The sequence below is a fragment of the Enterobacter sp. P82 genome, assembly GCF_037053385.1.
In the GTDB taxonomy this organism is placed as follows: domain Bacteria; phylum Pseudomonadota; class Gammaproteobacteria; order Enterobacterales; family Enterobacteriaceae; genus Enterobacter.
In genome coordinates this window covers 1-13,735 of sequence record NZ_JBALHX010000009.1, presented here as the reverse complement: position 1 = coordinate 13,735, position 13,735 = coordinate 1, and the positions used below count along the sequence as shown (strand labels likewise).

At 56.1% G+C, this 13,735-nt stretch carries 15 protein-coding genes and 1 pseudogene; 12 read left to right on the top strand and 4 right to left on the bottom strand.

The window, feature by feature from the left end:
• Positions 1-51: 51 nt before the first annotated feature.
• Positions 52-978: a DNA-binding transcriptional regulator DsdC gene (gene dsdC / locus WB237_RS21855; protein ID WP_336216373.1), complete on the top strand. Its 927-nt coding sequence runs from the start codon at positions 52-54 to the stop codon at positions 976-978.
• 84 nt (positions 979-1,062) lie between these two features.
• Positions 1,063-2,151: a cellulase family glycosylhydrolase gene (locus tag WB237_RS21850; RefSeq protein WP_336216371.1), complete on the top strand. Its 1,089-nt coding sequence runs from the start codon at positions 1,063-1,065 to the stop codon at positions 2,149-2,151.
• Here WB237_RS21850 and emrD read toward each other — a convergent pair.
• From emrD to tisB, 4 genes are all read right to left on the bottom strand, one after another.
• Positions 2,054-3,238, bottom strand: a complete 1,185-nt coding sequence (emrD, locus tag WB237_RS21845) for a multidrug efflux MFS transporter EmrD (protein ID WP_114979059.1) — start codon at positions 3,236-3,238, stop codon at positions 2,054-2,056. The two genes, WB237_RS21850 and emrD, sit on opposite strands and share 98 nt — an antisense overlap.
• 175 nt (positions 3,239-3,413) lie before the next feature.
• On the bottom strand, positions 3,414-4,247 hold the full coding sequence (locus WB237_RS21840) for an EamA family transporter (RefSeq protein WP_336216368.1): 834 nt from the start codon (positions 4,245-4,247) through the stop codon (positions 3,414-3,416).
• Positions 4,248-4,309: 62 nt separating this feature from the next.
• A complete protein-coding gene (locus WB237_RS21835) occupies positions 4,310-4,756 on the bottom strand; it encodes a GNAT family N-acetyltransferase (protein WP_014881927.1) in 447 nt (148 codons plus the stop codon).
• A 64-nt stretch (positions 4,757-4,820) separates the two neighbouring features.
• Positions 4,821-4,910, bottom strand: coding sequence for a type I toxin-antitoxin system toxin TisB (tisB, locus tag WB237_RS21830; protein WP_336216362.1), 90 nt, complete (start codon positions 4,908-4,910; stop codon positions 4,821-4,823).
• A gap of 485 nt (positions 4,911-5,395) precedes the next feature.
• On the opposite strand from tisB, the gene WB237_RS21825 reads away from it, so the two are divergent.
• The 10 genes and pseudogenes from WB237_RS21825 to WB237_RS21780 all read left to right on the top strand — a co-directional run.
• Positions 5,396-5,710 carry a type II toxin-antitoxin system HigB family toxin gene (locus tag WB237_RS21825; RefSeq protein ID WP_032662028.1) on the top strand — a complete coding sequence of 105 codons (315 nt, stop codon included), beginning with the start codon at positions 5,396-5,398 and terminating at the stop codon, positions 5,708-5,710.
• Entirely contained in the window at positions 5,710-6,126 is a 417-nt protein-coding gene (locus WB237_RS21820; RefSeq protein ID WP_336216486.1) for a helix-turn-helix domain-containing protein, read from the top strand. Before WB237_RS21825 ends, WB237_RS21820 begins: the two co-directional genes overlap by 1 nt.
• 147 nt (positions 6,127-6,273) lie before the next feature.
• Positions 6,274-6,372 (top strand): ilvB operon leader peptide IvbL, encoded by a 99-nt coding sequence (gene ivbL / locus WB237_RS21815; RefSeq protein ID WP_057979964.1) that lies wholly within the window; start codon positions 6,274-6,276, stop codon positions 6,370-6,372.
• A gap of 106 nt (positions 6,373-6,478) precedes the next feature.
• A complete protein-coding gene (gene ilvB / locus WB237_RS21810; protein WP_336216358.1) occupies positions 6,479-8,167 on the top strand; it encodes an acetolactate synthase large subunit in 1,689 nt (562 codons plus the stop codon).
• A gap of 3 nt (positions 8,168-8,170) precedes the next feature.
• Positions 8,171-8,458 carry an acetolactate synthase small subunit gene (ilvN, locus tag WB237_RS21805; RefSeq protein WP_033144334.1) on the top strand — a complete coding sequence of 96 codons (288 nt, stop codon included), beginning with the start codon at positions 8,171-8,173 and terminating at the stop codon, positions 8,456-8,458.
• Between the two features lie 77 nt (positions 8,459-8,535).
• The gene (gene uhpA, locus WB237_RS21800) at positions 8,536-9,129 is read left to right on the top strand and encodes a transcriptional regulator UhpA (protein WP_114979020.1); all 594 of its coding nucleotides are present in this window, start codon (positions 8,536-8,538) and stop codon (positions 9,127-9,129) included.
• Positions 9,126-10,631, top strand: a complete 1,506-nt coding sequence (gene uhpB / locus WB237_RS21795) for a signal transduction histidine-protein kinase/phosphatase UhpB (protein ID WP_028017805.1) — start codon at positions 9,126-9,128, stop codon at positions 10,629-10,631. Before uhpA ends, uhpB begins: the two co-directional genes overlap by 4 nt.
• A complete protein-coding gene (locus WB237_RS21790; RefSeq protein WP_028017806.1) occupies positions 10,624-11,934 on the top strand; it encodes an MFS transporter in 1,311 nt (436 codons plus the stop codon). The genes uhpB and WB237_RS21790 overlap by 8 nt, the downstream gene beginning before the upstream one ends.
• Before the next feature lie 132 nt (positions 11,935-12,066).
• Positions 12,067-13,464, top strand: coding sequence for a hexose-6-phosphate:phosphate antiporter (gene uhpT, locus WB237_RS21785; RefSeq protein WP_336216353.1), 1,398 nt, complete (start codon positions 12,067-12,069; stop codon positions 13,462-13,464).
• 144 nt (positions 13,465-13,608) lie between these two features.
• Positions 13,609-13,735 (top strand): annotated as a pseudogene (locus tag WB237_RS21780) (type VI secretion system Vgr family protein); the annotation flags it as partial.

The window sequence follows — 13,735 nt, the reverse complement described above, 5'->3', positions numbered from 1 at the left end:
ATTCACCTTTGAACGATATGCTGAACATGAAAATAAGGCGTGGGAATTGTGATGAACGATGTGAATGAAGCCCGAAACCGGCTGTTAAACGGCTGGCAGCTGTCGAAAATGTACACCTTTGAGGTGGCTGCCCGGCACGAGTCCTTCGCGCTGGCTGCGGAAGAGTTGTCGCTCAGCCCCAGCGCGGTGAGTCACCGCATCAACCTGCTGGAAGAGGAGCTGGGCATTCAGCTGTTTGTCCGCTCGCACCGTAAAGTGGAGCTGACGCAAGAGGGAAAACGCGTTTACTGGACGCTCAAATCTTCACTCGACACCCTGAACCAGGAGATCCTGGATATCAAAAACCAGGCGCTGTCCGGTACGCTGACGGTCTACTCCCGACCGTCGATTGCCCAGTGCTGGCTGGTCCCCATGCTGGGGGATTTTACCCGTCGCTACCCGTCTATTTCTCTCACTATTCTGACCGGCAATGATTACGTCAATATGCAGCGAACGGGTGTCGATCTGGCGCTGTATTTTGACGATACGCCGCCAAACCACCTTTCTCATCACTTCCTGATGGACGAAGAGATCTTGCCCGTCTGCTCACCGCAGTATGCCCGCGAGCATGAACTGCTGAAAAACCCCGATAACCTCAGCCACTGCACGCTGCTGCACGACCGTCAGGCCTGGAGCAATGATTCCGGTACGGATGAGTGGCTTAGCTGGGCGCAGCACTTTGCGGTGAATATGCCGCCATCGTCGGGCATTGGTTTCGATCGTTCCGATTTAGCGATTATCGCGGCCATTAACCACGTCGGCGTCGCGATGGGCAGAAAGCGGCTGGTGCAGAAACGGCTCGAACGGGGCGAGCTGATCGCCCCGTTTGGTGAAAAGACCCTAAAATGTCATCAGCACTACTATATCTCGACGCTTTCCGGTCGCCAGTGGCCGAAAATAGACGCCTTTATTGGCTGGCTTAGAGAACTGGCAAGCTGAAGAATTATTACGCTTTGGCTCTACACCAAATGTGAAAAAGCGTGCTAAATACAGGTAATGCTTTCGATTTATCCAGGGTAAACCGTGTTAAAGCCTTTTATTGCCTCTGCGTTACTGATCGCTTCCGGCTCGGCCATTGCTGCTGAGCCGCCGATGACAGCTGCCCGCTATGCACAGCTGCTGGGTGTGGGTCTCGATGTCGACTGGGCGCGTACCGAGCGCGGGATCCGCGAGTTTGACCCGCTGGTGGTGCGTGATTTTCGCGCAAAGGGCATTACCCACGTGCGCATCCGAGTAGCCGATGAGCCGACGGAAGCGCGGTTGATTCATCTGCGCAAGCTGGTGGAAGCCTGCGAGCAATACGGTGTGATCCCGATTATCTCTTATCAGGCTGATGAATATAAAAATGACCCGAAAGCGGATAACGAGAAAGAGGTGGTAAACTGGTGGATTGCTGTCGCGCACTATTTCGGCCAAAGCTCACCACTGCTGGGTTTTGACCTGATCTACGAGCCTGCGGACAAGCTCAATCACAATACGGCATCGCTCAACCGTGTGTATGAGAAGACGATCAAAGACATTCATGCAATTGATGCTAATCGCATGATTTTTATCGCTCCTCGCCTGCGTGCCGCACCGGAAGATTTATCCAGCCTGAAGCTCCCTGCGCACAGCCAAAACTACCTTCTGGCGGAGTGGCACATTTTCCCGTGGGGCCCGCTGAAAAATAGCGGTAAATATCCGTGGACGTCCGGGACGGCGGCGGAGAAAGCCGCGATTCATAATCGCATCACTACCGCGCTGCACTGGCAACAAAAAACCGGACACGTTAGCTGGGTCGGGGGTTGGGGTGTTGGGGAATCAAGCCACTTCACCCCAACCGCTTCGCAAATGGCCTTTGCTACCTTTATGGCCTGTGAGCTACAAAAGGCGAAAATTCCCTATGCGATCAACGCAGATTTCCAGTTTTACGACGGAGAAGAGGGGGCCTGGCGACCCGCACCAGAACCGCTGCTACAGGCGATGATCGCCCCTGTCTGTGAAAAGCCCAGCGAAAAGCCGGGCCATCATGCGGTTAAACCGGTTGCTCGTGATGCGGGACACGCGACGCCAGCGGCAGCCAGCACAGTAAAATCAGCAGTCCCATCAGCGTCATCAGCAAACCCAAACTAGCCTGACCGGTCTGCGGCATCATAGCGGAGAGCCAGGCCAGCGCACCGGAACCGATATTCTGCAAACCGCCCACCAGCGCCCCCGCAGTGCCTGCCAGGAACGGGAACGGCTCCATCGCGCCGCTGGTGGCGAGCGGGAACAGCATCCCCGCACCGAAGAAGAACAGTGCCGCCGGGATCAGCAACGTCCAGACGGTCATCACGCCGAACAGCCCCGGGATCCACATCATTACGCCTGCCAGCAGGCAGCTGATGACCGATTGCCACATTAACGTTGAGAAACGTTTGTTGGGACGTCCGGCAAACCAGGCACCGAAGAATGCCGCAGGAATAGGCAGAATAAACAGAATACTGACCACCATGCTGCTCAGGCCAAGCCCTGCGCCCAGGAGTACACCGGAGCAGGCTTCGAACACCGCAATACCCGCCAGGCCACCGATCAGCATCAGCAGGTAACAGGTAAACGCTCCGTTGCCGAACAGTGTTTTATAGCTGGCAATAAGCTTCGTACGCGGTGCATCTTGCGGGCGCGTTTCCGGCATCCAGCGCGCCATGCTAAAAGTGACGATCATGCACAGCACCAGCAGGAAAGCGTAACAGGCACGCCAGGACCACATGGTATCCAGCAGGCCACCAATCAGCGGGGCCAGCAGCGGGCTGACCAGAATCCCCATGTTCAACAAACTGTTGGCATGGCGAAGCTGAGTGCCCTGATACATATCCCGCGGTAAGGTACGCGCCATCACCCCGCCAACGCCGGTGCCGACACCCTGCAGGGCGCTGGCGGCAATCAACACGGTCAGGTTGTGGGTGGTCATCGCGATCACCGTGGCGACCATGAAAATAGACATACCGACTAAAATCACCGGGCGGCGGCCGATACGGTCGGAGAGCGGCCCATAGAACAACTGCGAAACGCCATAGGTCAGCAGGTAGGCCGCCATCACGCTTTGTACTGCGCCCTCACGGACGTTAAGTTCCTTTGCCATGTCGGCAATCGCCGGAATGTAGATGGTTTGTGCCATCTGACCGACGGCCACCAGTAACACCAGCATCAACAATAAGTTAACGTTCCTTTGTTTTTTCATGTCGCTGAATACTTTTGCCAAAAGAGAAAAATGAAGAATAAGTGACTGCGCATTCCCATAAATGCGCGAAGAATCTACCACAGAGAGATGACAATTTAAGCATTGTCGTGGTGAATGAAAAAACCGGTAAAGGCAGGATTTGTAAACAAGATCGGCAACTAATGTTGCCAGTGGATTACGCCAGGCGTAGCAGGATAGCCCCGCCGGCAATACCCAGCGCAGCAGCGATGCGCAGACCAGCAACCTTCTCTTTCAAAAGCACAAAAGCAATTAACGCACCGAAGAGAATTGAGGTTTCACGTAGCGCGGCGACAACCGCAAGCGGAGCCTGAGTCATCGCCCATAATGCCAGGCCATACGATCCCATCGTCCCGACGCCGCCGAGCAGACCTTTTTTCCAGTGCAGACCCAGGTAACGAGAGGCTTCGCGTCGTCGCGCGACCATCGCCCAGCACAGGAGACAGAAGCCGTTCATAAAGAAGGTCCAGAGCGTATAACCCAGTGCGGTGTCGGATAAACGTACGCCCGTGCCGTCCACCAGCGTATACCCGGCGATAAAACATGCGTTGAGTAGTGCCAGCCATATCCCTTTGCGCGACCGCATACGGCCATTCATCGCCATGGCCAGAATCGACAGGCAGATCACGCCGATGCCGGACCATGCGAGCCATGAGAGGCTATCCCCGAGCACCAGCACGCTGATCAGCGCCACCAGCAACGGGGCTGTCCCGCGCATCAACGGATAGGTCTGGCTCATGTCTGAGACCTGATACGTCTTCGCCACCAGTACGGTATACACCACCTGTAAGGCACAAGAGACAATCAAAAACGGCCAGCTTTCTGCAGAAGGCTGTGGGGAAAATGGCAGTAAGATCAGAGCGATAACCGCAGCGGAGCCGCTGACGCTAATCGCGGAATAGAGCTTGTCCGTTCCGGCTTTGACGATGGCGTTCCAGCTGGCATGCAGCAGTGCGGCGAAGAGCAAAATGCAGAAAACGGTGATGGTCATGGTGTATCGGCTGATGAATTGTCACTCAACTGTAACATTCACACCCTGATGCTGCCAGCCAGTTACACCGCACAAAAAAGGCGGTGCGTCACCCGTGGTTCGTCCGAGACCAGCGTAAAACCCGCCCGGCGATAGAACCCGTAAGCGGTGTCAGGCGCGTGGGTATTGAGAAAATCAAACCAGATGCTGGCATCGGCCATCACCACGGTCAAAAGCTGTTTGCCAATGCCCAGCCCACGGCATTTCTCGCTGACATAGAGGTGGCGAATGCGCCCGGCACGCGGCTGCTGGCTGAAGGGATCGCGGTTGAGGCCGCACACGCCTACCAGTTTGCCGTTGAGAAACGCCCCCAGTAGCTTTTCACCCGGCGCGTTAAAGCGGTTTTCACCACGCTGCCAGTTCTCTTCCAGCCTGCGCAGCATGTTGAAATTCAGTGCGATACTTTCCGCCTTCAGGGCGATATACCCCGGCTCATCCGGTGTGACAGGCTCAATTAACAGACGCGACATAGCATTCCCTCGTTATTAAAGAGGGGCGGTTGCCCGCCCCTCTCAGGTGCGACTTGAACCTGAATCACCGAAGGTATTTCAGGACAGCATCAAGCAGTTGCAGTACAGCAACAATGAGTTTGAGGATAAGTATCATCATATCCACTACGCTCATACGCGTCTCCTTTTGGTCAAAAGGAGCACGATGCTGGCGTACCTTTCCGCCGCCTGTTGCCAGCACCTGGATTGACGTAACACAGTGTGCTCACTTCGGGGGTTAAGGCACTGACGGCACCACCCGTTTCAGCCAGGACTTTGTTGCGCCGGTAGAACAGCGGCCCCCTCGCGCACTGCGAACACCCTCAGTATAGATAAATACTGTATGCATGAACAGTATTTTATGGACAAAATTTGGAAGACGATCCATACTCAAAAACGTCAAAATCCGTGCCGGAATTGCGCGTTCTCCTGCGATCGCGTATACTTTTTGCGTTGACGTAACACAGTGTGTTCTGCGGCGACCAACCGCAAAACCCTGATAAAAACCTCGCTTAGGCGGGGTTTTTTGTTTTCTGGGCTACGCACCAAAAATGCCTGTTGACTTATTGGCAATGAATGTCATCATTGCCATAATGGCAACGGACGCGGCAGGCATGCAGTATGCATTTAATCTCTATGAAAGCTATTTTGGATGCGGTAACTCAGTTTCCGCAGCACAAAGAAGAACTTCTCTTTTTGGGCCGCACCATCGAAAAGAGCCATTGTCCGACGCCTGCTGCGCTGAAAAAACTGTTTCCGACGCTGGATAACTTTAAGTATCTGGATAAGCATTATGTTATTGATATTGCAAACAACAATCTCAGAGTAGTGGCTCTCATTTTCTTTGAAAGCCAAAAGTTTTATGTGCGCCATGTTTTTACTCATAAGGAATATGACCGTTTTACGGAGAAACATCGCACTAAGGGGAAGAAATGATGATCGTCGCTGATGCAATGAAAGCTACGCATGCCCTTGTTACGGCAGTTCCTTTACTGGGTGAACATCCGAGCGAGAAAGATTATAAAGATGCGCTTGAGCTGGTTGAGTATCTGCTCATGAACGAGCCCGATAGCCCCTTGTTGGATATTGTGTGCGCCAGGATTAGCCGTTACGAAGCCAATCGGCCTGAGATAGTCGCATTACGCAAGGAGATGGAGTCTGTTCCTGTCGGTATTGCGGTTTTAAGAACCTTAATGGATCAATACAAACTGACGATATCGGATTTTCAGGATGAAATTGGCAGTAAATCAATGGTTTCACGGGTTCTGAATGGTCAAAGACAGCTTACTCTGAACCATATTAAAAAGCTGGCGGCCAGATTTGGGGTATCACCAGCTCTGTTTATTGAGTGAGTTAAAACCGGCTTTTTGAGTGCTATCATCCAATAAACGAAACGTGATCCCTGACGCATTTTTGCGCAGATGAAAATATTTCCATTGTCACGCCAGAAAACCTGTGTTTGTATAAATTCCATCAATGATTCCAAACACAGGTCCCCAATGACTTCATCCATCTTCACTTCGACCCTACTAAAAACTGCGCAACCAGCCGCAGTGGTCGTCGTGCGTGTGGTGGTGGTCGTCGGCAATGCGCCGTAGGGACTGGATCAACACACGAATCCAAAACCCCGCCGGCGCAAACCGGGCGGGGTTTTTCGTTTAAGAGCCTCCCCGGAAAGTCGGCCCAGAAGAAAAGGACTGGAGCATGGCAAGTTCGGGCACAACATCCACCAAGACGCGTTTTACTGGCGCGCAGTTAATCGTTCATTTACTGGAACGACAGGGCATCACCACGGTTGCGGGTATTCCTGGCGGGACGGTGCTGCCGCTGTACGATGCGTTAAGCCAAAGCACGCAGATCCGCCACGTCCTGGCGCGCCACGAGCAGGGGGCTGGTTTTATCGCCCAGGGCATGGCACGTACGCAGGGTAAACCGGCGGTTTGTATGGCCTGTAGCGGTCCGGGGGCGACCAACCTGGTGACCGCCATTGCCGATGCACGTCTCGACTCCATTCCGCTGATCTGCATTACCGGCCAGGTACCATCCTCAATGATTGGTACTGATGCGTTCCAGGAAGTGGATACCTACGGCATCTCTATCCCCATCACCAAACATAACTATTTAGTTCGCGATATCGCCGAGCTTCCTCAGGTTATCAGCGATGCGTTCCGCATTGCGCAGTCCGGCCGTCCGGGCCCGGTGTGGATAGACATTCCTAAGGATGTCCAGACCGCAGAGATCGAGATCGACGTACTGCCTGAGCCGGGCGGCCGTGCCCCTGCCCCGGAATTCAGCGCTGAAAGCGTACGTGACGCCGCAGCCATGATTAACGCCGCCAAACGCCCGGTGCTCTATCTGGGCGGCGGGGCGATTAATGCCTCTGACGCGGTGCGTGAGCTGGCAGAGAAAGCCAACCTGCCCACCACCATGACGCTGATGGCGCTTGGCATGCTGCCGAAAGCGCACCCGCTGTCACTGGGGATGCTGGGGATGCACGGTGCGCGCAGCACCAACTACATTCTGCAAGAGGCTGATTTGCTGATTGTTCTCGGCGCACGTTTTGATGACCGGGCGATTGGTAAAACCGAGCAGTTCTGTCCGAATGCCAAAATCATTCATGTGGATATCGATCGCGCCGAGCTGGGGAAAATTAAACAGCCGCACGTCGCGATTCAGGGTGACGTTGCCGAGGTACTGGCGCAGCTGATCCCGCAGACAGAAGCGACCGGGCGTGAAGAGTGGCGTCAGCTGGTAGCCGACCTGCAAAAAGAGTTCCCGGGTGCCATCCCGACGGAAGGCGACCCACTCAGCCACTACGGACTGATTAACGCCGTTGCCGCCTGCGTGGACGACAGCGCGATCATCACCACCGACGTAGGCCAGCATCAGATGTGGACCGCGCAGGCTTATCCGCTGAACCGTCCGCGTCAGTGGCTGACTTCCGGCGGCCTGGGTACCATGGGCTTTGGTCTGCCTGCCGCTGTGGGTGCGGCGCTGGCGAATCCGGACCGCAAGGTTATCTGTTTCTCCGGTGACGGTAGCCTGATGATGAACATTCAGGAAATGGCGACCGCGGCCGAAAACCAGTTAGACGTCAAAATCATCCTGATGAACAACGAAGCGCTGGGGCTGGTGCATCAGCAGCAGAGCCTGTTCTATAAGCAGGGCGTGTTTGCCGCGACCTATCCCGGTATGATCAACTTTATGCAGATTGCCGCCGGCTTTGGCCTGCATACCTGCGATTTGAACGCTGAAGAGGATGCCCACGCGGCGCTGCAAGCGGCGATTTCACGGCCAGGCCCGGCGCTGATCCACGTGCGTATCGACCCTGAACAAAAAGTGTATCCGATGGTGCCGCCGGGTGCGGCAAATACTGAGATGGTGGGGGAATAAGCCATGCAGAAACAACATGATAACGTCATTCTGGAACTCACCGTCCGCAACCACCCTGGCGTCATGACGCACGTCTGTGGGCTATTCGCCCGCCGTGCATTTAACGTCGAAGGCATTCTCTGTCTGCCGATTCAGGGCAGCGAGCACAGCCGCATCTGGCTACTGGTCAACGACGATCAGCGTCTGGAGCAGATGATGGCGCAGATCGATAAGCTGGAAGATGTCACCAGAGTGGCGCGCAACCAGTCCGATCCCACCATGTTTAACAAAATTGCGGTGTTCTTCGAATAAATCGCTCATTGCTTGAACACCCACGCGCTTATCGTTAAGGTAAGCGCGTTTTTTTATCTGCTCGCCAGGAACGCGCCATGACGACCATCGCTCTTATCGACGACCACCTTATCGTCCGCTCCGGATTTGCTCAGCTTTTGAACCTTGAACCTGATTTTGAGGTCGTCGCAGAGTTCGGCTCCGGGCGCGAGGCGCTGGCCGGTTTGCCCGGACGTGGGGTGCAGGTCTGTATTTGTGACATCTCAATGCCTGATCTCTCCGGGCTGGAACTGCTGACTCAGTTACCGAAGGGAATGGCGATCATTATGCTTTCGGTCCATGACAGCCCGGCGCTGGTGGAGCAGGCGCTTAACGCGGGCGCACGTGGGTTTCTCTCTAAACGCTGTAGCCCGGACGAACTGATCGCCGCCGTGCGTACCGTCTCTACCGGCGGCTGCTATCTGACACCGGATATCGCCATCAAGCTAGCCGCCGGGCGACAAGATCCGCTGACCAAACGCGAGCGGCAGGTGGCGGAGAAGCTCGCTCAGGGGATGTCGGTGAAAGAGATTGCCGCTGAGCTGGATCTGTCGCCAAAAACCGTGCACGTTCACCGCGCCAATCTGATGGAAAAACTCAACGTCAGTAACGATGTCGAGCTGGCGCGCCGCATGTTTGATAGCTGGCAATGAGTCCCGTGCTTTCGCGGCTGATCGCCGTCGTCGCCAGCTTTTTTATCTTCTCTGCAGCCTGGTTTTGCCTGTGGAGCATCAGCCTGCATCTGGTGGAGCGCCCGGAACTGGCAGTACTGCTGTTCCCGTTCGGCCTGCGTCTGGGGTTAATGCTGCAGTGCCCGCGTGGCTACTGGCCCGTTTTGCTGGGCGCAGAGTGGCTGATGCTGGTCTGGCTGGCGCAGGAAGTCGCCCTCGCGCATCTGCCCTTATTGATGACCGGAAGTCTGCTCACGCTTCTCCCTGTTGCGCTGATTTCCCGATACCGTCACCAGCGCGACTGGCGCACGCTGCTGCGTCAGGGGGCGGCGCTGATTGCCGCCGCGCTGCTTCAGTCTCTGCCCTGGGTGGGCGAAAAAGAGATGCTCAACGCTCTGCTACTGACCCTTACCGGCGGCCTGACGCTCGCGCCAACTTGCCTGGTGATCTGGCATTACCTGACCAGCACCGTCTGGCAGCCACTCGGCCCGGCGCTGGTTTCTCAGCCGGTGAACTGGCGCGCACGGCACCTCATCTGGTATCTGCTGCTGTTTGTGGTAAGCCTGTGGCTGCAGCTTGGTCTGCCCGCTGAGCTCTCGCGCTTTACGCCGTTTTGCCTGGCCCTGCCGATTATTGCGCTTGCCTGGCACTATGGCTGGCAGGGCGCGCTTATCGCCACCCTGATGAACGCCATTGCGCTGATTGCCAGCCAGACCTGGCACGATCATCCGGTAGACTTACTGCTCTCGCTGCTGGCCCAGAGCCTGACCGGGCTGCTGCTCGGGGCGGGCATTCAACGGCTGCGTGAACTGAACCAGTCTTTGCAAACCGAGCTGGCGCGCAACCGTCGTCTGGCCGAACGCCTGCTGGAAACAGAAGAGAGCGTACGGCAGGAGGTGGCGCGCGAACTGCATGACGACATCGGCCAGACCATCACCGCCATCCGCACCCAGGCGGGCATCGTTCAGCGTCTGGCGGCGGAAAACGCCGGCGTGAAGCAGGGTGGGGCGCATATCGAACAGCTCTCGCTAGGTGTGTATGACTCGGTAAGGCGTTTGCTCGGAAGGTTACGTCCACGCCAGCTGGATGATTTATCTCTGGAGCAGGCGGTACGATCGCTCATGCGTGAAATGGAGCTGGAAAGTCGCGGGATTGTCAGCCATCTCGACTGGCGGATTGAAGAGTCGCTGCTGAGTGAAGGCCAGCGTGTGACGCTGTTTCGGGTGTGTCAGGAAGGGCTGAATAATATTGTGAAGCACGCCAATGCCAGTGCGGTAACGTTGCAGGCCTGGCAGCAGGACGAGCGTCTGATGCTGGTAATTGAAGATGACGGCTGCGGCCTGCCGCCGGGCTCCGGCCAGCAGGGATTTGGTCTGGCGGGGATGCGCGAGCGCGTGAAGGCGCTGGGCGGCACGCTGAATATCTCCTGTACCCACGGAACGCGCGTCAGCGTCAGTTTGCCGCTGAGGAGTTACCATGTTTAAAGCCCCTGCTAATGCCACCCCGATCGGCGATAAAAATGAAATTGACGCCCGCTATCGTTACTGGCGTCGCCATATTCTGATCACCATCTGGCTCGGCTATGCGCTGTTCTACTTCACCCGCAAAAGCTTCAACGCCGCCGCACCGGAGATCCTCGCTAGCGGCGTGATGGCCCGCACCGATATCGGCCTGCTGGCGACGCTGTTTTACATCACCTATGGCCTGTCGAAGTTCTTCTCGGGTATCGTCAGCGACCGTTCCAACGCCCGCTATTTTATGGGCTTCGGGCTGATTGCCACGGGAGTGGTGAATATCCTGTTTGGTTTTTCCACATCACTGTGGGCCTTTGCGCTGCTGTGGGCGCTGAACGCCTTTTTCCAGGGCTGGGGAGCCCCGGTTTGTGCCCGTCTGCTCACTACCTGGTACTCGCGCAACGAGCGTGGCGGCTGGTGGGCAGTCTGGAACACCGCGCATAACGTGGGTGGTGCGCTGATCCCCATCGTCGTCGGCGCAGCGGCGCTGCATTACGGCTGGCGTGCAGGCATGATGATTGCGGGCGGGTTAGCGATTATCGCCGGGTTGTTCCTCTGCTGGCGTTTGCGCGACAGGCCGCAGACCGTAGGACTTCCCGCGGTGGGTGACTGGCGTCATGATGAAATGGAGATTGCCCAGCAGCAGGAAGGGGCAGGGTTAACCCGCAAAGAAATCCTCACCAAATACGTGCTGAAGAACCCCTACATCTGGCTGCTATCGCTCTGTTACGTGCTGGTCTACGTGGTGCGCGCGGCGATCAACGACTGGGGTAATTTGTACATGTCCGAGACGCTCGGCGTGGATCTGGTGACGGCCAACTCGGCGGTGACCATGTTTGAACTTGGCGGGTTTATCGGCGCGCTGGTGGCAGGCTGGGGATCGGACAAGCTGTTCAACGGCAACCGTGGCCCGATGAATCTCATTTTTGCTGCCGGGATTTTGCTCTCGGTAGGCTCACTGTGGCTGATGCCGTTTGCCAGCTACGTGATGCAGGCGGCGTGCTTCTTCACCACCGGTTTCTTTGTGTTTGGCCCGCAAATGCTGATCGGCATGGCGGCGGCGGAGTGCTCGCACAAAGAGGCGGCCGGTGCGGCGACGGGCTTTGTCGGGCTCTTTGCCTACCTTGGCGCATCGCTCTCCGGCTGGCCGCTGGCGCGGGTCATCGACATCTGGCACTGGAGCGGTTTCTTCGCGGTGATCGCCATCGCGGCGGGGGTTTCTGCTCTGCTGCTGTTGCCGTTTTTGCACGCCCAGGTACCGCGCGAAGCGTGATACGCCTCACCTTTTCGTCCTGAATGGGGCAAAACTAGGAAATATTCCCGGTTTCACCTGGACGCTGTCTCAGGCATCTCTCCCGGCTGATTTTTACAATGCGGTAAAAATCAGCTCAGGAGTAAACCAACCATGCTGGCCTTCTTAAACCAGGTGCGCAAGCCGACCCTGGATCTGCCGCTCGACGTGCGGCGCAAAATGTGGTTCAAACCGTTCATGCAGTCCTATCTGGTAGTCTTTATCGGCTACCTGACCATGTACCTCATCCGCAAAAACTTTAACATCGCGCAGAACGACATGATCTCCACCTACGGGCTGAGCATGACGCAGCTGGGGATGATTGGCCTGGGCTTCTCCATCACCTACGGCGTGGGTAAAACGCTGGTTTCCTATTACGCTGACGGCAAAAACACCAAGCAGTTCCTGCCGTTTATGCTGATCCTCTCCGCCATCTGTATGCTCGGCTTTAGCGCCAGCATGGGCGCAGGTTCGGTTAGCCTGTTCCTGATGATCGCCTTCTACGCCCTGAGCGGTTTCTTCCAGAGTACCGGCGGGTCGTGCAGCTATTCCACCATCACCAAATGGACGCCGCGCCGCAAGCGTGGTTCGTATCTTGGCATGTGGAATATCTCCCACAACCTCGGTGGTGCGGGTGCGGCAGGTGTGGCGCTGTTCGGTGCCAACTATCTGTTCGACGGCCATGTGATCGGCATGTTTATCTTCCCGTCTATTATCGCCCTGATCGTCGGTTTTATCGGTCTGCGCTTCGGTAGTGATTCCCCGGAATCTTATGGCCTCGGCAAAGCTGAAGAGCTGTTTGGCGAGGAGATCAGCGAAGAGGACAAAGAAACCGAAGAAAACGAGATGACCAAGTGGCAGATCTTTGTTGAGTACGTGCTGAAAAACAAAGTGATCTGGCTGCTCTGCTTCTCCAACATCTTCCTGTACGTGGTGCGTATCGGTATCGACCAGTGGTCAACCGTGTATGCCTTCCAGGAGCTGAAGCTCTCTAAAGAAGTCGCGATTCAGGGCTTTACCCTGTTCGAAGTGGGCGCGCTGGTCGGCACGCTGCTGTGGGGCTGGCTCTCGGATCTCGCCAATGGCCGTCGTGCGCTGGTGGCTTGCATCGCGTTGGCGCTGATTATCGCCACCTTGGGCGTTTACCAGCATGCCAGCAACCAGTATGTATACCTGGCGTCACTGTTTGCGCTCGGCTTCCTGGTGTTTGGTCCACAGCTGTTGATCGGCGTGGCCGCCGTTGGTTTCGTACCTAAAAAAGCGATCGGCGCTGCCGATGGGATTAAGGGCACCTTCGCGTACCTGATTGGCGACAGCTTCGCCAAGCTCGGTCTGGGGATGATCGCCGACGGCACGCCAATTTTCGGCCTCACCGGCTGGGCTGGCACCTTCGCCGCGCTGGATGCCGCAGCGATCGGCTGTATCGTCCTGATGGCGATGGTCGCGGTGCTGGAAGAGCGTAAGATCCGCCGTGAGAATCGTGTGCAGAAGCAGAAATTGAAAGCAGCTTAAGTAAACGAGAACAATAAAAACAGCCCTGTAGAGGTCACTCTTCAGGGCTGTTTTTTTTCAGAATTTATCCATTTTTCAGTTGTATAACTCTTAGCCAGTACGTGTCAATATAACCGATTAACATTATTTTTGTAGGGTTATGTTATGGATAACTGGCTGGCGCTGTTCGACGGACAGACCCGCTACACGCTGGAGATAAACGACAGCCGGGTCAAACCGGATGTGCTGAACTTCCACGGACGCGAAGCGCTGAGCGCCCCGTCTGAATGGC